Annotated in this window: 23 protein-coding genes (1 of these 23 cut by a window edge); 10 read left to right on the top strand and 13 right to left on the bottom strand. The window is 74.6% G+C overall.

Annotated features, from left to right (window positions below):
* Positions 1-47 precede the first annotated feature (47 nt).
* Positions 48-836, top strand: a complete 789-nt coding sequence (locus tag ACFIF2_RS23220) for a hypothetical protein (protein ID WP_395575133.1) — start codon at positions 48-50, stop codon at positions 834-836.
* A gap of 6 nt (positions 837-842) precedes the next feature.
* Here ACFIF2_RS23220 and ACFIF2_RS23215 read toward each other — a convergent pair whose 3' ends face one another.
* The 4 genes from ACFIF2_RS23215 to ACFIF2_RS23200 form a co-directional block, all read right to left on the bottom strand.
* Entirely contained in the window at positions 843-1478 is a 636-nt protein-coding gene (locus ACFIF2_RS23215; RefSeq protein ID WP_395575132.1) for a hypothetical protein, read from the bottom strand.
* A 248-nt stretch (positions 1479-1726) separates the two neighbouring features.
* Positions 1727-2554, bottom strand: coding sequence for a rod shape-determining protein (locus tag ACFIF2_RS23210; protein WP_395575131.1), 828 nt, complete (start codon positions 2552-2554; stop codon positions 1727-1729).
* Positions 2551-2922 carry a TraR/DksA family transcriptional regulator gene (locus ACFIF2_RS23205; RefSeq protein WP_395575130.1) on the bottom strand — a complete coding sequence of 124 codons (372 nt, stop codon included), beginning with the start codon at positions 2920-2922 and terminating at the stop codon, positions 2551-2553. Before ACFIF2_RS23205 ends, ACFIF2_RS23210 begins: the two co-directional genes overlap by 4 nt.
* A 45-nt stretch (positions 2923-2967) precedes the next feature.
* Positions 2968-3294 carry a TraR/DksA C4-type zinc finger protein gene (locus ACFIF2_RS23200; RefSeq protein ID WP_395575129.1) on the bottom strand — a complete coding sequence of 109 codons (327 nt, stop codon included), beginning with the start codon at positions 3292-3294 and terminating at the stop codon, positions 2968-2970.
* Positions 3295-3662: 368 nt separating this feature from the next.
* On the opposite strand from ACFIF2_RS23200, the gene ACFIF2_RS23195 reads away from it, so the two are divergent.
* The 4 genes from ACFIF2_RS23195 to secD all read left to right on the top strand — a co-directional run bounded on the left by ACFIF2_RS23195 (position 3663) and on the right by secD (position 8380).
* Positions 3663-4616: a HAMP domain-containing sensor histidine kinase gene (locus ACFIF2_RS23195; RefSeq protein ID WP_395575128.1), complete on the top strand. Its 954-nt coding sequence runs from the start codon at positions 3663-3665 to the stop codon at positions 4614-4616.
* Positions 4617-4618: 2 nt separating this feature from the next.
* Positions 4619-5350: a response regulator gene (locus tag ACFIF2_RS23190; RefSeq protein ID WP_395575127.1), complete on the top strand. Its 732-nt coding sequence runs from the start codon at positions 4619-4621 to the stop codon at positions 5348-5350.
* Positions 5351-5404: 54 nt separating this feature from the next.
* Positions 5405-5848, top strand: coding sequence for a hypothetical protein (locus tag ACFIF2_RS23185; RefSeq protein WP_395575126.1), 444 nt, complete (start codon positions 5405-5407; stop codon positions 5846-5848).
* 198 nt (positions 5849-6046) lie between these two features.
* On the top strand, positions 6047-8380 hold the full coding sequence (gene secD, locus ACFIF2_RS23180; RefSeq protein ID WP_395575160.1) for a protein translocase subunit SecD: 2334 nt from the start codon (positions 6047-6049) through the stop codon (positions 8378-8380).
* A gap of 12 nt (positions 8381-8392) precedes the next feature.
* Here the strand turns inward: secD and ACFIF2_RS23175 are convergent, their stop codons facing one another.
* Positions 8393-9268 carry a GntR family transcriptional regulator gene (locus tag ACFIF2_RS23175; protein WP_395575125.1) on the bottom strand — a complete coding sequence of 292 codons (876 nt, stop codon included), beginning with the start codon at positions 9266-9268 and terminating at the stop codon, positions 8393-8395.
* A 168-nt stretch (positions 9269-9436) separates the two neighbouring features.
* Here ACFIF2_RS23175 and ACFIF2_RS23170 point away from each other — a divergent pair, with 168 nt between their 5' ends.
* Both ACFIF2_RS23170 and ACFIF2_RS23165 read left to right on the top strand, forming a co-directional pair.
* The gene (locus tag ACFIF2_RS23170; protein WP_395575124.1) at positions 9437-10282 is read left to right on the top strand and encodes a (2Fe-2S)-binding protein; all 846 of its coding nucleotides are present in this window, start codon (positions 9437-9439) and stop codon (positions 10280-10282) included.
* Positions 10283-10509: 227 nt separating this feature from the next.
* A complete protein-coding gene (locus ACFIF2_RS23165; protein WP_395575123.1) occupies positions 10510-11562 on the top strand; it encodes a DUF2637 domain-containing protein in 1053 nt (350 codons plus the stop codon).
* 42 nt (positions 11563-11604) lie between these two features.
* On the opposite strand, the gene ACFIF2_RS23160 is transcribed toward ACFIF2_RS23165, so the two are convergent.
* The 3 genes from ACFIF2_RS23160 to ACFIF2_RS23150 form a co-directional block, all read right to left on the bottom strand.
* Positions 11605-12009, bottom strand: a complete 405-nt coding sequence (locus ACFIF2_RS23160; protein WP_395575122.1) for an ATP-binding protein — start codon at positions 12007-12009, stop codon at positions 11605-11607.
* Between the two features lie 116 nt (positions 12010-12125).
* Positions 12126-13868 (bottom strand): pyruvate dehydrogenase, encoded by a 1743-nt coding sequence (locus tag ACFIF2_RS23155; protein WP_395575121.1) that lies wholly within the window; start codon positions 13866-13868, stop codon positions 12126-12128.
* 28 nt (positions 13869-13896) lie between these two features.
* Positions 13897-15573, bottom strand: a complete 1677-nt coding sequence (locus ACFIF2_RS23150; RefSeq protein ID WP_395575120.1) for a protein phosphatase 2C domain-containing protein — start codon at positions 15571-15573, stop codon at positions 13897-13899.
* 288 nt (positions 15574-15861) lie between these two features.
* Between ACFIF2_RS23150 and ACFIF2_RS23145 the strand changes: the two genes are divergently transcribed.
* Both ACFIF2_RS23145 and ACFIF2_RS23140 read left to right on the top strand, forming a co-directional pair.
* On the top strand, positions 15862-16845 hold the full coding sequence (locus ACFIF2_RS23145; RefSeq protein WP_395575119.1) for a helix-turn-helix domain-containing protein: 984 nt from the start codon (positions 15862-15864) through the stop codon (positions 16843-16845).
* A 71-nt stretch (positions 16846-16916) separates the two neighbouring features.
* A complete protein-coding gene (locus ACFIF2_RS23140; RefSeq protein WP_395575118.1) occupies positions 16917-17399 on the top strand; it encodes a DUF456 domain-containing protein in 483 nt (160 codons plus the stop codon).
* On the opposite strand, the gene ACFIF2_RS23135 is transcribed toward ACFIF2_RS23140, so the two are convergent.
* From ACFIF2_RS23135 to rsgA, 3 genes are read right to left on the bottom strand one after another with little or no spacing between them, the layout of a single operon-like run.
* A complete protein-coding gene (locus tag ACFIF2_RS23135) occupies positions 17362-17937 on the bottom strand; it encodes a methylated-DNA--[protein]-cysteine S-methyltransferase (protein WP_395575117.1) in 576 nt (191 codons plus the stop codon). The two genes, ACFIF2_RS23140 and ACFIF2_RS23135, sit on opposite strands and share 38 nt — an antisense overlap.
* A complete protein-coding gene (locus tag ACFIF2_RS23130; protein ID WP_395575116.1) occupies positions 17934-19406 on the bottom strand; it encodes an AlkA N-terminal domain-containing protein in 1473 nt (490 codons plus the stop codon). The genes ACFIF2_RS23135 and ACFIF2_RS23130 overlap by 4 nt, the downstream gene beginning before the upstream one ends.
* 35 nt (positions 19407-19441) lie before the next feature.
* A complete protein-coding gene (gene rsgA, locus ACFIF2_RS23125) occupies positions 19442-20599 on the bottom strand; it encodes a ribosome small subunit-dependent GTPase A (RefSeq protein ID WP_395575115.1) in 1158 nt (385 codons plus the stop codon).
* A gap of 511 nt (positions 20600-21110) precedes the next feature.
* Between rsgA and ACFIF2_RS23120 the strand changes: the two genes are divergently transcribed.
* The gene (locus tag ACFIF2_RS23120) at positions 21111-23342 is read left to right on the top strand and encodes an FG-GAP-like repeat-containing protein (protein ID WP_395575114.1); all 2232 of its coding nucleotides are present in this window, start codon (positions 21111-21113) and stop codon (positions 23340-23342) included.
* A 179-nt stretch (positions 23343-23521) separates the two neighbouring features.
* Here the strand turns inward: ACFIF2_RS23120 and ACFIF2_RS23115 are convergent, their stop codons facing one another.
* Together ACFIF2_RS23115 and ACFIF2_RS23110 are read right to left on the bottom strand one after the other, a co-directional pair.
* Complete coding sequence (locus ACFIF2_RS23115) at positions 23522-24229, bottom strand: type VII secretion system-associated protein (protein WP_395575113.1); 708 nt, start codon at positions 24227-24229, stop codon at positions 23522-23524.
* A gap of 112 nt (positions 24230-24341) precedes the next feature.
* Positions 24342-25555: the final stretch of a lonely Cys domain-containing protein gene (locus ACFIF2_RS23110; RefSeq protein ID WP_395575112.1), read on the bottom strand. The gene runs 26683 nt beyond the window's last position; only the last 1214 of its 27897 coding nucleotides appear in the window; the start codon falls outside the window, past its right edge; it ends in the stop codon at positions 24342-24344.

The following is a 25555-nucleotide window of genomic DNA, read 5'->3' as shown; positions in this document are numbered from 1 at the left end:
TGCGGCCACCACTCGCGGGCTCGACGGCGTGCTAAGGGGAGGGCAACGTGGCGCATTCCGCCATGGCTGGTTCTGGTTGGGGAACGACCGAGGGTGACGATCCGCTCCAGACCGCCGTGTGGCGGTTGCGCTCACGCGCCTGCTGGGCCGACGCGGCGGCCCTGCTGGAGCCGGTGACCGCGGCGACCGCGTTGCAGCGGACCGCGCTGCTGGTCGAGCGGTGCCTGTACACGGAGCAGGGCTGGGCGGAGGCCGAGGACGCCCTGCGCACCGCCGAGGCGCTGGCCCACGGCGACGACGAGCGCGGGGCCGCCGCCTGTGAACGCGGGCAGCTCGCCTACGCCGCCACCGTGCACGGGGTGCGCGACCGGTCCGACGAGGCGCGGTCCGCGCTGGGCCGGGCGGCGGCGCTCATCCCGCCGGGGGCCCGGGGGCGGGCGCTGCTGGACTTCCGGCGCGGGCTGGTCGCGGAGAACCTGACCCGGTCGCCGCAGGCCGCCCGGGCCGCGTACCGGCGGGCGCACGCGGGGGCGGCCGCGCACGCCGACCCGCTGCTCCAGTCCTTCACCTGGCGGCACCTGGCCGGACTCGCCCTGCGTGAGGGGGAGTTGGCCGAGGCCCGGCACGGCTTCGCCGAGTCGCTGCGGATCCGCGAGGAACTGGGTTACCTCGTCGGTACGGCCCCGGCGCTGGTGTCGCTCGCGGACGCGGAGTCGGAACCGGAGGCGTCCCGGCTGCGAGAGGAGGCGCGACGGCTGTTCCGGCTGCTCGGCGGGGTGCCGACGTGGCTGGCGCGGCACCTGACACCGCCGGCACCGGACGCGGCGACCGCCTGAGCGACGTCACTGTCCGCTCCAGCGCGGTGCGGTGGCGGCCCACGCGGCGTCCCAGGCGGCGAGGTTGCGGCGTCGCAGCACGAGCCCGGTGACGCCGTGGGCGGCCAGACCGGTCAGGACCACGCCCAGGAAGGCGAGGAGCGCCCAGCCCATCGTGCGGCTGCGGATCTGCTCCGTGCTCAGCGGCGGCCCGGTGATCTCCCCCGCCGGGCCGACCCAGACCAGGACGGTGCTGCCCGCGGGCAGTCCGGGCTCGACGTCGCTCTCACCGGTCCGGGTCGCGCCGTCCGGGCCGGTGAACCGCACCTCGACCGGATACCGGGTCTTCCTCGCCTCGTCCGACCCGGGCTCCGGATGGCGCGGGGCGTCGTGGACGAGGACCGCGGCACGGTGCTCCCGGGTCCGCGCCTCGTGCTCGGCCGCGCTCCGGTAGTGCCGGTGGGCGGCGTCGCCGGCCGCGAACATGGCCGCCGGGGCCGCCGCCGACACGGCGAGCAGCAGCCCGAGCGCGATCCACGCCTCTGCCCGGTCGGTGCGCCGCCGCAGGGGGTTGCGCCGCCACCTCCAGAGCGGGACGTGCGGGTTCCCTCCGGGGGCGGGGCCGGGGGGCGGGGGCTGTGCCTGCGGGATCTGACCGGCCACGGTGTGCCTCCTTCCGGGCTCGGGGCAGCCGGAGCGGGGCCGTCGACGGGGGGCCGCGTCGACGGCGGGGTGGGGTGTGGTGGGACGGCGGGGTGGGGTGGGGCGGCGGGGTGGGGGGCGGGGTGGAGGGGCGGAGGGGAGCGGCGCGCCGCACCGGTGCCGGTGGCCGGGGGCGTCCCCCGAGCAGTGGCCGGCGTCCCCCGAGCAGTGAGGGTGGGCGTCCCGGTCAGTAGGGGTGGGCGTCCCGGTCAGTGGGGGTGGGTGTCCGGTGGGTCCGCACCCGCCGTCGGCGGGTGGCGGTGCGCCGCCCCCAGGAACGTGGCGGCGCCCCGGACCGCGGCCGTGTGCGGGGCCGGTACGGCGCGCAGCGGGGCGTGCAGGCTGTCGGTGAGGTGCCACAGGATCTCGGGGCGCAGGGCACCCCCGCCCGCCAGCAGCGGCCCCCTGCTCAGCGCGTCCACGGTGAGCGTCGTGCGGTCCTGCCGCAGCATCGAGGTCGTCATGTCGGCCACCGCCCCGGCGATCCGGGCCGGCGGGGTCGCGTCGTCGATGTCCCCCGTGCCCAGCGCGGTGCGGCGCGCGTCGAAGACGGCTCCGTCGACCAGCAGCACCACCTCGGTGAGGTGCGCGCCGATGTCCGTCACGAGCAACGGCCGGGACAGGTCCGCGCCCGCCGCCAGGGCCACGGCCCGTGCGCTGGGGACGGTCAGCACGCTGCGCGGGCGCAGCACCTCCACGGCCGTACGGGCCGCGGTCCGGAAGGCGAACCCGTCCAGCACCGGCGCGGTCACCACGACCAGGGGGCGGGTGAAGCGGGGCAGGCGGTGGCCGAGCAGCCGGTCGAGCATCCGGGCCGTGCCCTGGGTGTCCACGATGGTGCCGCGCCGGACGGGGTACACCGCGCCGGCGCCCGCGAAGGTCACCGTCGGCACGTCGAGGACCATCCCCCGCCCGGCGACCCAGGCGCGGGTCCGGGCGCTGCCCAGGTCGAGGGCGATGCCGCCGCCCCGCGGACACCGCGGGCACCGCTGCCACGGCCGGCGCCGGGCGGCCCGGGGCCGGCGGACCGCGGTCATCGGCCGGCCTCCCGCACCTGCTGGCAGCGGGCGCAGTAGCGGGCCTGCGGCACGATCGCCAGGCGCTCGCGGTCGATGGGGCGCCGGCACAGGTGGCAGCGGCCGTAGCGCCCCTCGGCCATGCGGTCGAGCGCCGCTTCCACGTCGGCGAGGACCATGCGCGCGGAGGCCGCGAGCCTGACCCGCACCTCGGTCCGCGCGGCGGAGAGCCGCCGGATCGGCTCCCCGGCGGGGGCGGGGGCGGTCGCGAGCCGCCGCAGTTGCTCCTCGCGGAAGAGCCGTTGCTCGCGCAGGCTCTCCTGGAGCGCGGCGAGGTCCTCGGGCGACAGGAGCGGATCGCGGTCGACGATGGTCTGATGGTTCACCACTTCACCCCTTGGGCAGGGCGGGAGACGGGGCCGGACGGACGGTGCTCAGGCGGCGGCGCGGCGCTGGCAGGCGACGCAGTACCGCGTGTAGGGGAGGATCTCGAGGCGCTCGCCCGGGACGGGCTTGCCGCAGCCCTGGCAGGTGCCGTAGGTGCCGGCCTCGATGCGGCCGAAGGCCTCCTCGATCTCCTTGAGCACCCGCTCGATGGCGGCCTTCTGGGCGACCGTCGGCTGGTCGTCCGCCTGGCCGCTCTCCGCCAGCGCCCGCAACTGGGTGACGCGGGTGTCGCGGGCGTGTGCGAGGCGCCCGCGGGCCTCGTGAGCGGTCAGCCGCTCGGGGCGGGGTTCGATGCGGGAGGTGTCGAGCGACACGGTGGCACCCTCCTCGGAAGGTTCGGCGAAGTCTGAGGTGCGGCGAAGGCCGCGGGTATGACGAACGCCGGGCCGCGTGGACCCGGTCATCCCCCACCCTGGCCGGAAGGCCGGCACAAACCCATCGGGCGCGGGCCCCATTTGCCCGGGGGCCGAGCATCCAGTCGGCGGTGCTCCGCGACGGCCGCATGGGTGTGCCGCGACCCGGAAATGGGGGTCGGCACCCATCGACCCGGCGGTGCCGCGCGGGGCACGCTGGTCGCTTGCTCGGTCGCGATACCTGGGCCGCAGCTCCCACCGAGGGTGCGCGCGATGGCCGACAGTGGAGGCGTACCAGTCGACGCGTCGCAGAAGGAGGCGTACCCCCGGTGTCCCTGTTCTGGCGGATCTTCGGGCTCAACGCGGTGGTGCTGGGCTTCGCCACGGCCCTGCTGCTGTGGGCCCCGGTGACCGTCTCCGTGCCGGTCCTGCTGACCGAGGCCGTCATCCTGGTCGGCGGCCTGGCCGTGATGCTGGTCGCCAACGGCGCCCTGCTGCGCTGGGGCCTGGCGCCGCTGGACCGGCTCACGAGGCTGATGACCACGGTCGACCTGCTGCGCCCCGGCCAGCGGCTGCCGGTGGCCGGCGGCGGTGAGGTCCCCGAGCTGATCCGCACCTTCAACGCCATGCTCGACCGGCTGGAGCACGAGCGGGCCACGAGCAGCGCCCGGGTCCTGTTCGCCCAGGAGGCGGAGCGGCGCCGTATCGCCCAGGAACTGCACGACGAGGTCGGCCAGAGCATGACCGCGATCCTGCTGGTGCTGGGCCGGGCCGCCGACGACGCCGACGAGCCGCTGCGCGACGAGCTCCAGCAGGCGCAGGAGATCACCCGGGAGAGCCTGGACGAGGTCCGGCGCCTGGTGCGGCGGCTGCGGCCCGGCGTGCTGGACGATCTGGGCCTGGTCAGCGCGCTGTCCTCGCTCACGCACGACTTCGCGACCCACACCGGGCTGCGGGTGCTGCGCCGTTTCGAGCCGGACCTGCCCGCCCTGGACGAGGAGACCGAGCTGGTCCTCTACCGCGTGGCGCAGGAGAGCCTGACCAACGCCGCCCGGCACGCGGACGCGTCGCGGGTGGAGGTGAGCCTGACCCGGGCCGACGGCGCGGTGGCGCTCACCGTCGCCGACGACGGCCGCGGCATCGAGGCGGCGTGCGAGGGCGCCGGCATCCGCGGCATGCGCGAGCGGGCGCTGCTCATCGGGGCCGCCCTCGACATCACCTCGGCGCCCGGCGCCGGCACCCGTACGCGGCTCACCGCGCCCGTCCCCAGGAAGCAGCCCTGACCATGCCCGACCCGTCCCTGCCCGACCCGTCCGTGCCCGCGCCGACCGTTCCCGCGGCGGCCCCCGGAGCGTCCGCGTCCGGCCCGCCGAGGATCCGCATCCTGCTCGCCGACGACCACGCGCTGGTACGGCGCGGAGTCCGGCTCATCCTCGACCGGGAGCCGGACCTCGAAGTGGTCGCCGAGGCCGGGGACGGCGCGGAGGCCATCGACATGGCGCGGGCCCACGCCGTCGACCTGGCGGTCCTGGACATCGCGATGCCCCGGCTGACCGGCCTCCAGGCCGCCCGGGAGCTGGCCGCGCTGAAGCCTGGGCTGCGCATCCTGATGCTGACGATGCACGACAACGAGCAGTACCTGTTCCAGGCGCTGAAGTCCGGGGCGTGCGGCTACGTCCTGAAGTCCGTCGCCGACCGCGACCTCGTCGCCGCCTGCCGGGCCGCGATGCGGGACGAGCCCTTCCTGTACCCGGGCGCGGTGACCGCGCTGATCCGCAACTACCTCGACCGGGTCCGGCACGGCGAGGAGAGCGCCGACCACATCCTCACGCCCCGCGAGGAGGAGGTCCTCAAACTCGTCGCCGAGGGCCACTCCTCGAAGGAGATCGCCGAGATCCTCTTCATCAGCGTCAAGACCGTCCAGCGGCACCGGGCCAACCTCCTGCACAAGCTCGGCCTGCGCGACCGCCTGGAACTGACCCGCTACGCCATCCGCGCCGGCCTCATCGAACCCTGACCGGCCCCGAACGACCCCTCCCACACCCACACCACCCGCGAAAGGGGACGGTGCATGCGCCCCGCACACCGCGCCGCCCCCGCACACCGCGCCGCCCCCGCCACGGCACGCCGGCTCGCGGCGACGGTCACCGCGCTGCTAGCCGTCCTGCTGACCCTGGCCCCGGCGGGTCCCGTGGCCGGCGGGGGCCTCGCCGCGGGCCTCGCCGTCCCGGGGCCCCTCACTCCCTCCACGGCGACGAAGCCGCCCCACCCGGCCACCGGGTTCCACGCCGACGACGGCTGTGTCACCCCCTGCGCCGCCCAGGCCCGGGCCCGGCACGACCACCTCGGGGAGCGTCCGGCACCACCGGACCGCCCCGCCACCGCCGCGCGCGCCGCCGGCCCCGTCCCGGCCGTCCTCGGGCGTACTCCGGCGGCGCCCGGCGCCGTACTCGTCTCCCCCGGCCGTACGAGCCACGACCACGGACGCGCGCCTCCGGCCCCCTCCGGCGCCTGAGCACGTCACGGGTCCGTACGCAGGCGTGTGGACCCGCCCTTTCCTCTTCTCTCGTCGCGGCCGCGCAGGCCGCTGCCGCGGCATGCCCGCCGGAGGCCCGTGTTGAACCGTCCCCGTCCCCATCCCCGTCCCCGTCCCCGTCCACCTCACCGGACTCGCCCCCGCCCTCGCGCCCGTCCCGGTGCCCGTGTTCGCGGGCTGCGCGTCCGCGCCCTGTTCGCCCTGGCCGTGATCGCCGGGGCCGTGGCCGTCGCCGTCACCGTCCCGGTGCGCCTCGGACTCGACCTGCGCGGCGGCACCCAGATCGTGCTGGAGACCAGGTCCACCGCCACCACCGAGGCCGACCGCGAGGCCACCGACCGCACCGTGGAGGTGCTGCGCGGCCGTATCGACGCGCTCGGCGTCGCCGAACCGACCATCGTCCGCTCCGGCGACCGGCGCGTCGTCGTCGAGCTGCCCGGCGTACAGGACCCGAAGAAGGCGGCCGACGTGCTGGGCCGCACCGCGCAGCTCACCGTCCACCCGGTGCTCGGCCCGGGCGGGGCCGGTGAGGAGGCGGCGGGGAACGACGCCGGCACCGCGTCCGGCACGGACGGCGAACGGGTGCTGCCGGACGAGTCCGGACAGCCGCTGCGGCTGGCGAAGGCCACGCTGACCGGTCAGGACGTCGAGGACGCCGACGCCCGCTTCGACCAGCAGGGCGGAGCCGGCTGGCACGTCACCGTCGACTTCGGGGACGCGGGCGGCGACCGCTGGGCCGAGGTGACCGGCGAAGCCGCCTGCCACCCGGCCGGCGACCCGCGGCGCCGGGTCGCCATCGTGCTGGACGACGCGATCATCTCCGCGCCCCAGGTCGACCCCTCGGTGGCCTGCGGTGCGGGCATCTCCGGCGGCTCCACGCAGATCACCGGCTCCTTCGACGACGCCGAGGCGCGCGAACTGGCGCTGCTCGTCAAGGGCGGCGCCCTGCCCGTACCGGTCGAGACCATCGAGCAGCGCACCATCGGCGCCACCCTGGGCGACGAGGCCATCTCGGCCGGCGCCTGGGCCGCCGTCATCGGAACCACGCTGACCGGGCTGTTCATCATCCTCGTCTACCGGCTCATGGGCGTCCTCGCGACCGTGGCCCTGCTCTGCTACGGCCTGATCTCCTACGCCCTCCTGGCCGCGATCGGGGCCACCCTGACGCTGCCGGGCCTGGCGGGCTTCGTCCTGGCCATCGGCATGGCGGTGGACGCCAACGTCCTCGTGTTCGAACGCGCCCGCGAGGAACAGGCCGCCCGTACCCGGCCGAGTACGCGTGCGTCGCTGACCGCCGGCTTCCGCGGTGCCCTCAGCGCGATCGCCGACTCCAACATCACCACGCTGATCGCCGCCGCCCTGCTGTTCCTCCTGGCCTCGGGCCCGGTGAAGGGCTTCGGCGTCACCCTGGGCATCGGCGTCCTCGCGTCCATGGTCAGCGCCCTGCTGATCACCCGGGTGCTCGCCGAGTTCGCCGCGAGCCGCCCGTCCGTCTTCCGCCGCCCGCGCCTCACCGGCATCTCGACCACCGGCCCGGTCCGTGACGCCCTGCTGCGCCGCGACCCGTTCCTGATGCGCCGGCCGCGCCGCTGGTTGGCCGCCTCCGCGGTCGTCCTGGTGGCGGCCGGTTCCGGCATCCTGGTCCGCGGCCTCGACTTCGGCATCGAGTTCACCGGCGGTCGGCTCGTCGAGTACTCCACGGCCGCCCCCGTCGACGCCGACCGGGCGCGGGAAGCCCTCGCCGACGCGGGGCTGCCCCGGGCCGTCGTTCAGTCCTCCGGCGACGGCGACCTCACGGTGCGCACCGAGCAGCTGACCGACACCCAGGCGGAGACCGTCACCCGGGCCGTCGGCGAGCTGGGCGGCGGGGCGGAGAAGGTCCGCGACGAGCTGATCGGCCCCAGCCTGGGCGAGGAGCTGCGCAAGGACGCCCTGATCGCCCTGGGTCTGGCCCTGGGCGCCCAGTTGCTGTACCTCGCCGTCCGGTTCCGGTTGCTGTTCGGCACCGCGGCGGTCGGCGCGCTCGCCCACGACGTGGTGATCCTGGTCGGGGTGTTCGCCTGGCTGGGCAAGCCGGTCGACGGGGTCTTCCTGGCCGCGCTGCTGACCGTGATCGGCTACTCGGTCAACGACTCGGTCGTCCTGTTCGACCGCGTCCGGGAGCTGCTCGGCGGTAAGGGCGGGAAGGACGGCGGGGACGGCGGGTCGTCGTTCGCCCGGCTCACCAACCGGGCGATCCTGCAGACCCTGCCCCGCACGGTCAACACGGGCATGGGCGCGGTGCTGATCCTCGCCTCCCTGGCCGTCCTCGCCGACGACTCGCTCACCGACTTCGCCCTCGCCCTGCTGATCGGCGTGGGGGTCGGCACGTACTCCTCGGTGTTCACCGCGTCGCCGCTGGCCATCGAGATGGCCGCACGCGGCGGCGGGTCCCGCCCCGCGCGCCGCACGGGCCGCACGGCGGAGCGGAAGGTGCCCGCGAGCCGGACGGAACCGCGGGAGGTGCCGTAGCCGGGCGGTGGTTCACACCCCGCCGAAGTGCTCCCCCACCAGGGCCCGCACCGCGTCCCGGTCGCCGGCGATCAGCGCGTCCAGCAGCGCCGTGTGCTCGTGCGCGTCGGCGATCAGGTCGGCCCGCCCCCGTACCGCGGGGGCGCCGGCCGGCGGCCACTGGGCGCGGCGGTGCAGGTCGCCGGCGATCCGGACGAGCTGCTCGTTGCCGCCCAGGGCGAGCATCGCGCGGTGGAAGGCGCGGTCGGCCTCGGCGTACGTCGCCGGGCAGCCCGAGGACGCGGCGCGGACGGTGGCCTCGGCGAGGGGGCGCAGCTGGGCCCAGCGCTCGGCGGGCACCGTCCGGGCCAGGCGCAGCAGCACCGGCACCTCGATCAGGGCCCGTACCTCGGCCAGCTCGGCCAGTTCCCGGTCGCCGCGCTCGACGACGCGGAAGCCGCGGTTGGGGACGACCTCGACGGCGCCCTCCTGGGCGAGCTGCTGCATGGCCTCCCGCACGGGGGTCGCGGAGACGCCGAACCGCTCGCCGAGCGCGGGCGCCGAGTAGACCTCGCCGGGCCGCAGCTCGCCCGCCACCAGGGCGGTGCGCAGGGCGTCGAGGACCTGCCCGCGCACGGAGGAGCGCTGGACGAGGGGGCGCGGGCGGGGCGGGGGAGGTTCGCTGTGGGTGTGCTCACCGCGCGCCGGGGCGCCGGCCGGCGCCCCGGCGCCTTGGGCCCTGCCCCGGTCCGCGGGCTCCCCCGCCCCCCGGCCCGGGACCCTGCCCCGGTCCGCGTCCGCGGCGCCGGGCTGGGCCGGAACCCGTGCGGGTGCGGGCGACGGGGCCGGTCCGGCGGCTCGGGTCCCTCCGATGCCCGTCCCGGCGGGACCCTGCGCGCTGGGCTTCACGGGTCCTCCTGCGGGACGTGTCGGTACTTGGGGCCATTACGGCGGCTTGTCGCCTGTCCGTCAAGCACGATAAGGGCACGGGCCGACAGTTCAAATCCCGGGGATCTTGGGTAAGGTAAGGCTTACCTCAAGCACCCCGTTGTTCGGACGTGGATCGGTGGTCCCCGCATGCCTGTCATCCGCTCGGCCTTCACGGACGCCTACGCGCGCCTGTCCGAGGTCCTCCCGGGACTGGGCGTCAGCGAGCTGGGCCCGGACGGCGAGGTCCCGAGCGGCGGCGGATGGGTCGCGGCCGGCGCGCTCGCCGCGGGCGGGACGGAGCTGGAGGCGTTCCTCGCCTGGGACGACGCCCAGGTGGTGCGGGACTACGGGCAGCGCGCCCGGCCGGACGTGGTCGCGAGCTTCGGCCTGCACCGGTACGCGTGGCCGGCCTGCCTGCTGATCACGGTGCCCTGGTTCCTGCACCGCCGGGTGCCCCGCTACCCCGTCACCCACGTCGCCTACGACCGCTCCGCCGCCGGCCTCCCCCTGGGCCGCATGGCCGTCCGGCCCGCCGGTTTCGCCTGCCTGCCCGGCGACCCGGCCGCCGCGCTGCCCGGCGCCCGCGTGGTCGCCGACGAGGAGGCGCTGCGGGCCGAGGTGCGGGCGGCCGTGGCCGAGCACCTGGAACCGGTCCTGGGCGGATTCGGGCCCCGCATGCGGCGGCGCGGGCGCGCCCTGTGGGGCATGGCGACCGACGAGGTCGTCGAGGGCCTGTGGTACGTCGCCCATCTGCTGGGCGAGCAGGAGCGGGGGCGCCGCGAGCTGGAGCTGCTGCTGCCGGGCGCGACCAAGCCGTACGTCGGCACGGCGGCGTTCCGCGAGCTGACCGGGCCGGACGGCGAACCGCTGCACACCCGGGACCGGGCGAGCTGCTGCATGTTCTACACCGTGCGCCCCGAGGACACGTGCGCCACCTGCCCGCGCACCTGTGACGCCGACCGCGTCGGCAGGCTGCTCGCCACGGCGGTCTGAGTCACCGTCACCCCACAAGTGGCGGGAACTTTCCTCGGAACCACTCGTACGGCTAGTCTTCATCGAACTCAACTCCCGCCCCTCGCACGGCGGTTCGAGCAGAACGCCGCCCCGGGCACCCCCTCGCAGTCCCTTGGCGGCCTCTTGCCCCGAAACGCCCGTGAGGGCCGCCGGGTTTGGGCCACCATGGCGGGCGTTACGCCCTATCCCACTGCAAGGGACCCCTGATGAGATTGACCGACATATCGCTGAACTGGCTGCTTCCGGGCGCCGTGCTGCTCCTGGGCATGCTGGCGGCGGTGGCGGTGCTCGCGCGCGGCAAGCGGCCCCCGGGCAAGGACGCGGGCTCGGAAGACTCGTGGGAGCGCATGGAGGAGCGCCGCAGACGCAAGGAGGCCCTGTACGGCACCTTCTCCTACGTCCTGCTCTTCTGCTGCGCGGCGGTCGCCGCGGCGCTCTCCTTCCACGGTCTGGTCGGCTTCGGCGAGCAGAACCTCGGCCTGAGCGGCGGCTGGCAGTACCTGGTCCCGTTCGGGCTGGACGGGGCGGCGATGTTCTGCTCCGTCCTCGCGGTGCGCGAGGCCAGCCACGGTGACGCGGCGCTCGGCTCCCGCATACTCGTGTGGACCTTCGCGTTCGCCGCGGCGTGGTTCAACTGGGTGCACGCGCCGCGCGGCATCGGTCACGCCGGTGCCCCGCACTTCTTCGCGGGCATGTCCCTGTCGGCGGCGGTGCTGTTCGACCGGGCGCTGAAGCAGACCCGCCGGGCCGCGCTGCGCGAGCAGGGCCTGGTGCCGCGCCCGCTGCCGCAGATCCGCATGGTCCGCTGGGTGCGCGCGCCCCGGGAGACGTACCGCGCCTGGTCGCTGATGCTCCTGGAGGGCGTGCGCAGCCTCGACGAGGCGGTCGAGGAGGTGCGCGACGACCGGCGCCAGAAGGAGGAGGCCAAGCAGCGGCGGCGCGAGCAGGAGCGGCTGGAGCGCGCCCAGCTGAAGGCGATCAGCCGGGGCCACGGACACCGGGGCTTCCCCGGCCGCGGCGGCCGGCCGGTCGAGGTCGAGGTGCAGCAGATGGAGCGCGGCTCCGAACGCGCCACCGCGGAGCCTGCCATATCGGCCCCGGAGCCCTTGCCCTCGAGCCGGCGCCCCTCGTTGCAGCCCGTCCGCGGCGCCGCTGATCCGATCACCGTCGACCTCACCGCGGAGGACGACACCCAGGCCCTGCCGCGACTGGACTCCCTGGAGCGCAAGCTCAAGGACCTGGAGCAGCAGTTCGGCTAGGGGCGTCCGGCCGGAACGCGTGAGGCGCCGGGTCCCGGCGCCTCACGCGGCCTCGGCGTCCGCGTCCAGTTCGAACCAGACCGACTTGCCGGCCTCGCACGGCCGCACCCCCCAGTCGTCGGCCAGGGACTGCACCAGGACCAGCCCCCTGCCGTTGGTGCTGTGCTCCGGGTCGGGGACCCGCGGCCGGGGCAGCCGGCCGACGTAGTCCCGTACCTCGACCCGCAACGCCTCGGGTCCGACCGTCGCGGTCAGGACGGCGCCCTCCTCGGTGTGCACGAGCGCGTTGGTGACGAGTTCGCTGGTGAGCAGCTCCGCGATCTCCGACCGTCCGGGCCCTCCCCAGTGCCGCAGCAGTTCCCGCAGGGCCCGCCGGGCCTCGGGCACCGCCCGCAGGTCCGCCCGTCCGAGCCGTCGCCTCAGCTGTGGTGTGGCGTGTCCCTTCATGTCCCCCGTCCGCGTGCTGATGATCCTTCCCCTCCCGTTCGAACACCTTCACGGGGGAAGCCTTGCCCGTTCGGGCGCCGGGCACTCATCCGATTGGGGGCCGATCGCCCGACCGGTCACGGCCGCGGCACGTTCCGCAGGTTCGAGCGGGCCATCTGGAGCATCCGCCCGACCCCGCCGTCCAGCACGATCTTGGAGGCGGACAGGGCGAACCCGGTGACCATGTCGGCGCTGATCTTCGGCGGGATGGACAGCGCGTTGGGGTCGGTGACGACGTCGACGAGGGCCGGTCCCTTGTGCTTGAAGGCGGCCTTCAGCGCCCCGGCCAGCTCCTTCGGCTTCTCCACCCGCACTCCGAAGGCCCCGCACGCCTCGGCGACGGCGGCGAAGTCCGGGTTGGTGTTGGCCACGCCGTGCGAGGGCAGGCCCGCGACCAGCATCTCCAGCTCGACCATGCCGAGCGAGGAGTTGTTGAACAGCACCACCTTCACCGGCAGGTCGTGCTGGACCAGGGTGAGGAAGTCGCCCATCAGCATGGTGAAGCCGCCGTCGCCGGACATCGAGACGACCTGCCGGCGCCGGTCGGTGAACTGGGCGCCGATCGCCATCGGCAGGGCGTTCGCCATCGAGCCGTGCGAGAAGGAACCGATGATGCGGCGGCGGCCGTTGGGCGAGATGTAGCGGGCGGCCCAGACGTTGCACATGCCGGTGTCGACGGTGAACACGGCGTCGTCGTCGGCCATCTCGTCGAGCACGGCGGCGACGTACTCGGGATGGATGGGCACGTGCTTGTCGACCTTGCGGGTGTACGCCTTGACCACGCCCGCCAGGGCGTCCGCGTGCTTCTTCAGCATCCGGTCGAGGAAGCGGCGGCTCTTCTTCTCCTTCACCCGCGGGATCAGGCAGCGCAGGGTCTCCTTCGCGTCGCCCCACACCGCGAGGTCCAGCTTGGAGCGCCGACCGAGGTGCTCGGGCCGGACGTCGATCTGGGCGATCTTCACGTCGTCGGGCAGGAAGGCGTTGTACGGGAAGTCCGTGCCGAGCAGGATCAGCAGGTCGCACTCGTGGGTGGCCTCGTAGGCGGCGCCGTATCCGAGCAGTCCGCTCATCCCGACGTCGTACGGGTTGTCGTACTGGATCCACTCCTTGCCCCGCAGGGCGTGCCCCACCGGGGACTTGATCTTCCCGGCGAACTCCATGACCTCGGCGTGCGCGCCCGCCGTGCCGGCGCCGCAGAAGAGGGTGACCTTGTCGGCGTCGTCGATCAGCCGCACCAGCCGGTCGATCTCCTCGTCGCCGGGCCGCACGGTCGGCCGGGAGGTGACGAGTGCCGTCTCGGCGGCCTTCTCCGGCGCCGGCTCGTCCGCGATGTCGCCGGGCAGGGAGACGACGCTGACGCCGCCCTGCCCGACGGCGTGCTGGATGGCGGTCTGGAGCAGCCGCGGCATCTGCTTCGGGCTGGAGATCAGCTCGCTGTAGTGGCTGCACTCGCGGAACAGCTGGTCGGGGTGGGTCTCCTGGAAGAAGCCGAGGCCGATCTCGCTGGACGGGATCTGCGAGGCGAGGGCGAGGACCGGGGCCATGGACCGGTGGGCGTCGTAGAGCCCGTTGATGAGGTGCAGGTTGCCGGGGCCGCAGGAGCCGGCGCACGCCGTCAGCTTCCCGGTGATCTGGGCCTCCGCGCCGGCGGCGAAGGCGGCGGTCTCCTCGTGCCGGACGTGCACCCAGTCGATGCCGGGGTGGCGGCGCACGGCGTCCACGACCGGGTTGAGGCTGTCGCCGACGACTCCGTAGAGGCGTTCGACGCCGGCGCGGGTGAGGATGTCGACGAACTGTTCCGCGACGTTCTGTTTGGCCATGGCTCCAGCTATGGCACACCTGGCGGCGTCACGCCTCCCATACGGCGGCGGCCGTGCGGTCGTCGGCGTAGCCCTTGACGCGGACGCCGCTGTCGACGAGGAACTCGCCGAGGCCGGGCGGGGCCGCGCCGGACCACCGCCGGGCGAGGTGTCCGCCCAGCGCGGGCTCGTTCCGCAAGGGCTCGGCGAGGCCCGCGGTGCACATCAGGAGCACATCACCCGGGCGGGCTACGGAGGCACGGAAGCGGAAGGGTTCGCGGGGCGGTCCCTCGTGGGGGCCGGGCGGGGTGGTGACGCCCAGGTCCATGGTGAGCCGGTCGCCGTCGGGCGCCCGGTCCGGCGCGGCGCCCCGCGCCGCGCCCGGCGTCGACCCGAACCCGGCCACGGGCGCGCCGGTCACGTCACCGGCACCGGGCTCGATGTCCTGCCAGACACCGTCCCGCAGCCGCAGCAGCCCGCCCGCACCGACGCCGAAGAACACCCGCGTGCGGCAGGCCGGGTCGGCGGGCAGCAGCAGACAGCGCAGGGTCGCCGCGTACTCGTCGGGGGCCAGGCCCTGTTCGGCGGCGCGGGCGCGGAGCCGGCCGAGGCTGCGGTCGGTGAGGCGGTGCAGGCCGGACTTCAGATCGCCGCGCCGGGCGGCCCTCAGGTCCTCGGCGAGCCGCGCGTGACTGCGGCCCACGGCCCGGCCGATCCACTGGCACGCCTCGGCCGCCGCGCGGTGCGCGCCGGTGCTCGCGCGGGCGCCGGTCGCCATCGCGACCAGCACCAGCGCCCGCTCCCCCGCGCCGAAGCGGGCGACGAGCAGCGCGTCGCGGCGCGGGTCGCCCCGGTAGCGCGCGGAGTCCCCGCGTACGGAGACGGCCCGCAGCGTGCAGGTCCCGTACCGGGCGCCGTCCAGGACGGTGTCCGCCACCAGCCCGTCCAGCTCGTCCGGGTCGGCGGGCGGCAGCGCGGTGGGCTCGGCGTCGTAGGTGGGCGGTCCGGAGCCGACGTAGTCGCGCGCGGAGCGCGAGGGGCCACCGGTGCCGTCCCCGGCGGGCTCGGGAGACAGCGAGGGGAGGAACGGGGGCGGCAGCGGGGGCAGCCCGGGAACGGCCCCGGGCGGCGGGAACGCCGGGGCGGGCGGCTCCGTGAGGTCGGCGTCCCCGGTCCCCGACGCCGTACGCCCCCGGGGCCCGCCCGCACGCCCGGCGGGTTCCGCCGCGGGCCACGGGCGCCCGGCCTCAGGCCGCCGGGGCTCCTCCGCAGGGGGCCGCGGAGAGCGGGGCTGCTCCGGAGGCGCGGGTTCCGCCGGAGGCTGGGGCTCCGAAGGCGCGGGTTCCACCGGAGGCGGGGGTTCCGGAGGCGGGGTCACGTCGTCCGCCGGTTGCGGTTCCGGCCGCCGCGGTCCGGGCGGGAAGCCCACCGGTGCGGCGGCGGGGGCGGCGGGCGGTGGTCCGGCGGTGCGGGGGCCCGGGACGCCCGGGGGCTCCGCCGTCGTCCACCACGGGGCGCGGTCACCGGCATCGGAGGACCGGGGCGGCTTCGGCTCGTCCCGGCGGTCCGGGTCCGGCCGGCGGCCGACCGTCCCCGCCGCCGAGGCGAAGCGGTCGTCCAGGGAATCGGGCGCGGCCGTGGGGCCGGTGTCGTCGGTGGAGTCGTCGTACAGCTGCCCCCACCAGTCGTCGTCCTGACCGGTGGGACTTCCCCCCTGCTGACTCATGCTCCCGATTGTCCACCGAGGGAGCCGTGGGGAAACGGGGCATCCGGAAAATCCCGGCGCACCGGCGTGCGCCGGGCGGCGTGTCGGGGGACGTGTCGAACGGTGGTGCGACGTGGGGTCGCCGAGCGGCTCCACCCCCCACGGGAGAACCGCCCGGCGACGCCACCTTGGCAGAGTGACCAGCGGTACGGCGATGATGTGCGACGGCGGGTTTACGCCGTGGCCGTTTCCCGCCACGGACGCCGCGGCGTGGTGGTGAGGTTCGTTCTCGGGGAGGGGAGACGCCTGATGCTGGGAGTTCTGGGGCTGGAGGAGACGCACGAGTCGGCATACCGGGCACTGGTGTCCGTGGGCGCGGCCGACGTGCCCGACCTGGCCCGCCGGCTGGCACTCGGCGAGCAGGACACGGAGCGCGCGCTGCGCCGGCTGGAGCAGAACGGGCTCGCCGCCCAGTCCTCGGCCCGGCCCGGCCGCTGGGTCGCCGCGCCGCCGGGGGTGGCGCTGGGCGCGCTGCTCACCCAGCAGCGGCACGAGCTGGAGCGGGCCGAGCTGGCGGCGGCGCTGCTGGCCGAGGAGTACCGGGCGGCGGCGGCCGAGCCCGCGGTGCACGACCTGGTCGAGGTGGTGACCGGCGCCGCGGCGGTCGCCCAGCGCTTCCTCCAGCTCCAGCTGGGCGCCGCCGAGGAGGTGTGCGCGCTGGTCACCGGCAACCCCGTCGCCGTCACCGGGATGGAGAACGACGCCGAGGAGCAGGCCACCGGACGCGGGGTCCGCTACCGCGTGGTGGTCGAGCGCGCGGTGCTGGACCTGCCGACCGGCATCACCGAGCTGACCGCCGCGCTGGGCCGCGACGAACAGGTACGGGTCGTGGACCGGGTGCCGACCAAGCTGGTCGTCGCCGACCGGTCCCTCGCCCTGGTGCCGCTGACGGCCCACTCCTCGGAGCCGGCCGCGCTGGTCGTGCACGCCAGCGGCCTGCTGGAGCTGCTGTCGGGCCTGTTCGAGGCGGTGTGGCGGGACGCCCTCCCGCTGCGCCTCGGCGCGTCCGGCGTGACCGAGCACGGCCCGGACGGGCCGGACGACACCGACCTGGAGATCCTCTCCCTGCTGCTGGCCGGCCTGACCGACGCGAGCGTCGCCAAGCAGCTCGACCTCGGCCTGCGGACCGTCCAGCGCCGGGTGAAGCGCCTGATGGAACTGACCGGGGTCACCACCCGGCTGCAGCTCGGCTGGCACGCGTACGAACGCGCGTGGGTGGCCCGGGAGCGCTGAGGGCGGCGCTCCCGGCACCGGCCGCCCGCCCGGCATCTGCGGACCGCGCCCGTCTCCTGCACCCTGGACAGATGGGAGCGTGGAACCTCCTGCTGTCCGGCCTGGTCATCCTCCTCGGGCTGTGCGGCGTACTGTTCCCCGGCATGCCCGGATCCTGGCTGGTGTGGGCCGGTGTCCTGTGGTGGGCGCTGGAGGATCCGCGGCCGCTCGCGTGGGCCGTGCTCGTCGGCGCCACCGTCGTCCTGCTGCTGTCCCTGGCGGTGCGCTGGGCGCTGCCGCCGCGGCCCCCGCGTACGGACGAGGCCACCCGCCGGCTCACGGCGTACGCGGGCGCGGGCGCCTTCCTCGGCTTCGTCCTGGTGCCGGTGCTCGGCGCGATCCCCGGCTTCATGGGCGGCATCTACCTCGCCGAGCGGCTGCGGCTGGGCGGGCACGGCGAGGCGATGACGTCGCTGCGGACGGCGATGCGCTCGGGCGGCTCCCGTGTGCTGACCGAGCTGTTCGCCTGCCTGCTGATCACCGGGGCGTGGCTCGGGGCCGTGCTGGCGGGCTGATCCGGGCGCCCTCCAGGGCGAGCAGGCGCGTCTTGCGGTCGAGGCCGCCCGCGTACCCCGTCAGGGAACCGTCGGCGCCGATCACCCGGTGGCAGGGGCGCAGGATCAGCAGCGGGTTGGCGCCGATCGCCCCGCCGACGGCGCGTACCGCGGGCCGGGAGGCGCCGACGCGCGCGGCGATCTCGCCGTACGTCGTGGTCGCCCCGTACGGGACGTCGTCCAGGGCGGCCCACACGCGCTCCCGGAAGGCGGTGCCCTCGGCGCGCAGTGGCAGCCGGAACTCCGTCAGCTCCCCGGCGAAGTAGGCGGCGAGCTGCTCCCCGGCCGCCCGGAAGGGCCCGGCGTCGTGCCGCCAGCCGTCCTGGACGCTCCGGCCGCCCTTCTGCCCGGGCACGGACAGGGAGGTGAGCGCCCCGTCCGGTCCGGCGGTGAGGAGCAGCCGCCCCACGGGGCTGTCCACCTCGGTCCAGTAGGTGGAGGCGGTCGTGGCCGTCGCGGCGGTCGTGATCGTGGTCGTCGTCGGGGTGGTCGCGGTCATCGGTCGTTCTCCCACTCTCCTGCTGCGCGCAGGTGGTTCAGGGCGTACGAGCGCCAGGGGCGCCAGGTGTCGGGCACGGCGCGCCCGGGCGGGGCGACGTCCGGGTCGCCGAGGGCGCGGGTGCGGACGGCGGCGGCCGTCGCCGCGTCCACGCCGGGCACGGCGAGCAGCGCGCGCTCGGCGTCGTCCCGGTCGGCGCCCGGGTCGAGGCGGACCGCTCCGTCGGCGAGAGCGGCGGCGAGCGCGCCCAGGGGGCCGTCCGGTGCGGCGCCGGCGAGGGCGGCCGGTTCGGGGAAGAGGTGGGTGAGGGCGCCGCAGGGCGCGTCCAGCGTCTTCCCGTACCGCTGGACCAGCCGCTCCGCCCCGGCCCGTCCGGTCAGGGCCCGTACGGCGAGTTCCTCGGGGTCGGCGGTGCCCGGTGAGCGCAGCCCGGGGCGGGCGGCGACCAGCGGGGCGAGCCGGGGGTCGGCGCCGAGCCGCTCGTCGACGGCGTACGGGTCGGCGTCCAGGTCGAACAGGCGGCGCAGCCGTTGCACGGCGGTGGTCAGGTCGCGGAGGTCGGTGAGGTGGAGGCGGGCGTCGAGCCAGCCGCCGCCGCTGCCCGCCCGGCCGGTCCGTTCGTGGACGGCGACGATCCCGGTGCCGTACGGCAGGCGCAGGGTGCGCCGGTAGAGGCGGCGGCCCGGGGGCCCGGTCACCTCCTCGACTCCCGTGACGGCCTCCCGCTGGAGCAGGTCGAAGACGGGGCCGGCCAGGTAGGGGCCACGGTGGGCGAGCCGCAGCGGGATGCCGGCGGACGGGGTGGCCGCGTGCCGGGTGGCCGCCCGGTCGCGGGCGGGGGCGGCGGCGCGCAGGGCGCTGGGGGTGGCGGCGTACACGGCCCGGATCGTGTCGTTGAACTGCCGCACGCTGGCGAATCCCGAGGCGAACGCGATCTCGGTGACGGGCAGGCCGGTGGTCTGGAGCAGGACGCGGGCGGTGTGCGCCCGCTGGGCGCGGGCCAGGGCCACGGGCCCGGCGCCGAGTTCCGCGGTGAGCTGCCGCTGCACCTGGCGGGCGCTGTAGCCGAGGCGGCCGGCGAGCCCGGTGACGCCCTCGCGGTCGACGACGCCGTCACCGATCAGCCGCATGGCCCGGCCGACGACGTCGGCGCGGACGTTCCAGTCGGCCGAGCCCGGTACGGCGTCGGGGCGGCACCGCCGGCAGGCCCGGAAGCCCGAGCCCTGCGCGGCGGCGGCCGTCGGGAAGAACCGCACGTTGTGCCGCTTGGGCGTGACGGCGGGGCAGCTGGGCCGGCAGTAGATGCCGGTCGTCTCGACGGCGAAGAAGAACACGCCGTCGAAGCGGGCGTCCCGGCTGCGCACGGCCTCGTACCTGCTGTCCTCGCGCACCGCGGTCGCGGTCAGGGTCTCGGTCACAGGGTCCAGTCTCCGCCGGACCGGCGGACCGGTCCGGCGGAAATCGGACATCACGTCGGGCCGTGACGAAGCCCGCACCGCGAGGGCTACCGCAGGCGCCCCCGCTTGGCCTCCATCGCCGCCTTGCCGACGGCGCCCCGGCGCTTGAACTCCTTGCGGAGCTCGGCGCGCGCCCGGGCGTCGGTCTTGGCGACGATGCGCTGGTTCTCCCGCATGAGCTTGCGGTAGCTCTCCAGCCGCCGCTCGGGCAGCTCCCCGGTGTCGATGGCGGCGAGCACGGCGCAGCCCGGCTCGCTCTCGTGGGCGCAGTCGTGGAACCGGCAGTCGCGGCCCAGTTCCTCGATCTCGGCGAACACCTGGCCGACCCCGGTGCTCGCGTCCCAGAGCCCGACGCCCCGCAGCCCGGGGGTGTCGATCAGCACTCCCCCGCCGGGCATGGCGAGGAGGTTGCGGGTGGTGGTGGTGTGCCGGCCCTTGCCGTCGACGTCCCGGATGGCCTGGACGTCCATGACGTCCGCGCCGAGCAGGGCGTTGGCGAGGGTGGACTTGCCGGCGCCGGACTGCCCCAGCAACACCGCCGTACCGCCGGCGACGACGGCGGCGAGGACGTCGAGCCCCTCCCCGAGCGCGGCGCTGACGGGCAGCACCGGCACGCCGGGCGCGCTGGTCTCCACGTCCTGGACGAGGTGGCCGAGGGTCGCCGGGTCGGGCACGAGGTCGGCCTTGGTGAGGACGACCAGGGGCTGCGCCCCGGATTCCCAGGAGAGTGCCGACCTATGCAGCAGGGCCTCACCGCTCGAACTGGACATGGCCAGCGCCAGGAACCGTTCGATCCGCCCGAGGTCGAGCTCGACCGCGAGCGACACACAGATGACGACGTGATCGATGTTAGTGGCCAGCACCTGGCCTTCGGAACGCTTGGACGACGTCGACCGTACGAAGGCCGTCCGGCGAGGGAGGATCGTGCGGGCGTACCGCGGATGACCGCCCTCGGGATCGACGGCGACCCAGTCCCCCGTGCACACGACCTTCATCGGGTCGCGGGGAACGACGAACTCAGTGTCAGCACGGACAGTGCCGGCCAGGGTGACAACATCGCAGAGCCCACGGTCGACCCGAACGACACGGCCGGGCACGAATCCCTGCTCGGCATACGGAGCGAACTCGGCCTCCCAGCCCGCGTCCCAGCCGTACGGCTGGAGCGGATGCGGGGTGGACGGGCTCAGGAGAGATGAGGAAGACAAGGGGTGACCCTTCACAAGGGTGGCCCCGGCACCGCGCACGGGCGCGGAAGAAGGAGTGAGGTCAGCCGGCGGCCACAGAGGTGGACTTGACGAACTTCCGGATGCGGGCAACGCCCGTCGCGACGACAGCCATCGGTCGCACCTCCTTGATCACGCCGGACCAGCGACAACTCGTTGAGTTGTCGCGCGAACACGGACGACCCTAAGGGCAATAGGGAACCTGAACCAACGAATTACTGAGTGTCCGGTCCGGTAGCCGGTGTCTGGTTCCGCCAGTCCGAGGTGGTTTCGACCGTAGTGCTCAAGCGCGGAACGCCCCCGTCCGCTGCCCGGTGCAATCGCACCGCCCGCAGGACGGGTGAGCAGGGATTGGGCCGGGGACGGGTCTGTTTTTGAGCAAGAGGGGGCTGTCAGCGTACGAGGTGGCGACCGCGGCACGGTGGACACCAACCGCCGTTCGGGCCGGGACGACCCGACCACGGACGTCTCCACGCTACTGACGGGAGTCACCTTGAGACAGCGCTTGATCGCCCTGCTCCTCGCTCTGGCGGGCACACTGGGGCTGGCGGTGGGCACCGCGCTACCGGCGCACGCCATCATCGGCGGCGCCCTGTCCGCGCACCTCGACGGTGAGGTGCAGATCTTCACCCGCGACCCGGACGACGGATCGTTCGGCTACTCGTGCGTGGGCACCCTCATCGACACCCGGTGGGTGCTCACCGCCAGACACTGTCTGATCGACGAGAACGACGACGAACTCGACGAGGCCGGCGTCTACATCATGGCCGGCAGTCGCACCCTGCGCGCCGGGACGCGACACGACGTCGCGAGCATCCGGCGCCACGCGGACCAGGACGCGGCGCTACTGGAACTGACCAGTGCGGGCCGCGCCGACCAGGTGGTCAAGTACTCCACCGACGTACCGCCGGTCAACGAGAACGTGTCCTTCCGGGGCTGGGGACCGACCTCCACCACCCCCGGGGCACCCACCGAGTCCCGGCTGCTGCGGGTGGCGACCGCGCGGGTGAGCGACAACGACACCCACATCCCCGAGGTCGGCCCGGGCGACACCGCGATGATCCTCTCCAGCGTCGGACTGGGGCTGTCGGCCCTGGGTGACTCGGGCGCCGGGGTCTACTGGCAGGGCACCATCCACGGCATCGTCACCGGTGGCGACGAGAGCACGTACAGCGACGCCCTCAAGACCGCTCCGATCGCCGGCTGGATCGAGTCGGAGAGCGGGGTGGCACCGGCCAGTGTTCCGGCGACCGACCTGCGGGTGCTGCCGCTGGGCGACTCGATCACGTACGGCACCGGCAGTTCGACCAGCTCCAGTTACCGGGCCGCGCTGTACGACGCCCTGAAGGGCTCCGGGCACACCGTCGATTTCGTCGGCACCCAGAACTCCGGCAGTCTGGCCGACACCGACAACGAAGGGCACCCCGGCTGGGTCATCGACCAGATAGCCGGGATCACGGACACCGTGCTGTCCAGCTACCGCCCCAACGTGGTGACCCTGGACATCGGCACCAACGACATGAACCTGCCGTCCGAGCCGGAGACCGCGCCCGACCGGCTCGGCTCCCTGATCGACCGGATCCTCGACAAGCTCCCCGGCGTCACCGTGGTGGTCGCGACCGTCGGTCCGGCGTCCAACACGGCCGTGCGGGCCCGGATGGACACGTACAACGAGAAACTCGCCGAGGTCGTCGAGAACCGGCGGAACGCGGGCAAGCACGTCCTGGTGGCGGACATGAGCGCGCTGACGACCGCCGACCTCTCGGACGGACTGCACCCCAACGACACCGGCTACGGCAAGATGGCCGATGTCTTCCACGGTGAGATCCGGCGCGCGGTGCTCGCGGGCTGGGTGGGCGCCCCGCAGCCGCCGACCGGGGGCACCGGCTGCACGGTGCCGGGCGGCTGGCTGCCGCAGGGCCAGATCGCCTCGGGGGTCGGGGCGACCGCAGCGCAGATCCGGTTCGCCGACATCAACGGCGACGGCCGCGACGACTACCTCGTCCTGGACGAGGAGGGCGCGGTGCGCGCCTGGCTCAACAACGGCGGCGACAGCGACGGCACGGCGGGCTGGATCGAACGCGGCCAGATCGCCTCCGGCGTCGGCGCCAACCCCGCCGAGGTCCAGTTCGCCGACGTCAACGGGGACGGCCGGGACGACTACCTCGTCGTCACGGACGGCGGCGCGGTGCGCGCCTGGCTGAACAACGGCGGCGACAGCGGCGACACGCCGGGCTGGATCGAACGCGGCCAGATCGCCTCCGGCGTCGGATCGGGGCAACTGCCCATCGTCTTCGCCGACATCGACGGCGACGCCAAGGACGACTACCTGGTCCTCCAGGAGGACGGATCGGTGCTGGCCTGGCTGAACAACGGCGGGGACACCGGCGGCACGGCCGGCTGGATCGAACGCGGCCGGATCGCCTCCGGCGTCGGGGCGCCCTCGTCGCAGGTCGAGTTCGCCGACGCCAACGGCGACGGCCGCGACGACTACCTCGTCGTGGACGAGGAGGGCGCGGTGCGCGCCTGGCTCAACAACGGCGGCGACAGCGGCGACACGCCGGGCTGGATCGAACGCGGCCAGATCGCCTCCGGCGTCGGTGTCGACGGCGCCCACGTCCGGTTCGCCGACATGAACGCCGACGACTACCGGGACGACTACCTGACGGTCTCCGACACGGGCGCGGTCTCGGCCTGGCTGAACAACTGCGGGGACCCGGCATAGCCGGAAATCTCCCGAGCGACGCGAGTCCGACCGCCGCCTCCCATGAGGCGGCGGTCCTGTCGTCGCCGCGCGCCGCCGCCGTCGTCGTCCGGGGTGGTGTCACCGAGCCGTGCCGGTGTTCCCGGCCGGCATCGTGCCGCCGGACAGGCCGAGCAGTGCCCGGTGTCCCTCCTCCGCTGTCAGTCAGTCACGTCCGGCTCCCCGTGCGCCTGCTCCTCCGTTCCCTCCGCGGGAAGGGTCTGCCGCAGGTCGGCCGACTCCACCACCATGGACACCGGCGACGAAGGGCTGAGGAAGAGCAGGTCGCAGTCCTTCGGAATACGTTCGAGGAGCTCCGGAACGGCGACCACCTCGTACTCTCCGACCTGCTCCTTGTCGTGCTCGGTCTCGGCGCTGGTGACCGCCACGGCCCGCCCGCCCTCTTCGGAGACGACGCTGATGGACAGCTCTCCCCCGGGCTCCAGGTACACGGCCAGCTCCGCGTCCCGGAACGCCTCCAGCACCGCTTCCGCCGGGCCGTACCCGGTGGCCGCGAGCTGCACGGCCGCGTCGATCGCCCCGATCGGCTCCAGCCAGCCCAGGGCTCGCGGCGACGGACGGTAGTCCTCGTTCTCCTCCCAGTCCACGATGATGCCGTTCTCGTCGGTGCGCCACTGACCACTCGACGTCCAGTCGGGCGGTTGTCCCTCGCCCGACCAGGTGGAGTCGTAGAAGCCGATGTAGTGGTCGGGCGCCATCCGCGCCGCTTCGACCACCTGGACGGGCGGCACGGGCATGGGGAGCGGCCCTATGAAGTTCTCCATGGGCACACTGTCGTACGCCGCTCCCTCCGCGGTCTCTTCCGCCGCGATGTCTTCCGTCTCCGGGGGCGTTCCGTTCTCCGGCATGCTGCGCCTTCTCCTCGGGGTGTTTCCGGTGCCGCACTCGTGCGGTGGACCTGTCTGTCTCTTTGTCGGTGACCCACCGTGTGCTCGACGGTGGTCGCCGTGCCCGTCACGCTCACTCTCCTCGCGCGGAGAGGAACGGGCGATGCCAGCCGTCGGACCACAGCCGGATCACGGGTGCCTCCACATCACCGAAGCCGTGTTCCGTTCCGTCTGCTGCGTGCGCTCCCTCTGCTCCGTCCTCTTCGGTCAGGACGAGGCGGATGCCCAGCTGCCGGGCCGCCAGCAGCGCCCTGGCATAGGTCGCTTCGGGTGTCCGAGGTCCGTGGAGGAGCAGGCGGAGCTGTTGCACAGGGCTCAGGCCGAGGTCCGCGGGGGTCATCGCGCTGCCCGACAGCGCGAGCCGCATCTGCCGGCCGGGGTCCAGAACGATACCCGCGTCGCGCAGGTCGTTCTCCGTGACGACAGTCCCGTCATCGGCCGGGAGAAGCCCGCTCACCGCTTGTGCTCCGTCGCCGTTGCTGTCATCGGTGAGCTGTCCGATCAGCCAGGAGTCGAAGCCCGCGGCCACCGCGTCCGCGTCCGTGGTGTCGACGGCGGTCAGCCACGGGACGTCACCGGGTACGTCATCCGGCCGCCGCGACGGGCGGCTGCGCAACGCGTCGGCCAACGCGATGGCGAGGTCCTTCCCGTCACCCGTCACCACGGGGCGCGGAAGACCGGCTCCGCTCTGCGCCGGGAGCGGTGCCCTGCCGGACGCGAAGGTGGGTGAGGTGGGTGACTGCGTGGCGATGCTCGGTGGGACGGTGCCCGGGGCGGAAGCGCTCGGTGCGGCAGAATTCGTGGGGCGGGCCGTGACCCAGTTCTCCGGTCGGCCGGTCGGCCGGATGGCGAGTATGTGGCCCGTGCCCGTGGGCATCGGTTCCACCAGGCCCGTGTAGGCGAAGACAGGGCGACCCGTCGACTGCATCACGGCGATCGGCAGCTTGCCGGCTCCCGCCCCGGCACCAGAGATGCCCAGCACCACCGGGGACGTGGTGGGTAGCCCGAGTTGGACGATGTCCCGGCGCACGAGTTCGGCCATTTCCAGGTGATTGACCGATTGCGCTGTTCCGTCGGGGAGGTGCAGCACCACGGCGGCATCCTGACGGGCCTCCGCCAGCACCACGTAGGGAGTGCCCCAGCCGCCTCTCGCCGCCCACGGTGATTCCGTGAAACTCCCGCTTTCGTGCGAACCGTCGGCAGCCGGGGCAAGTATGTGCAGTCGCTCGCTTTCCATGGCCTGAACGCCGGCTGCTGTCCAGTTACGGACGGTGCCCTGACCTGACG

Origin of the sequence: Streptomyces sp. BK79, from assembly GCF_044142145.1 — a bacterium.
Lineage (GTDB): Bacteria > Actinomycetota > Actinomycetes > Streptomycetales > Streptomycetaceae > Streptomyces.
This window is presented reverse-complemented; position numbering and strand designations above follow the sequence as displayed.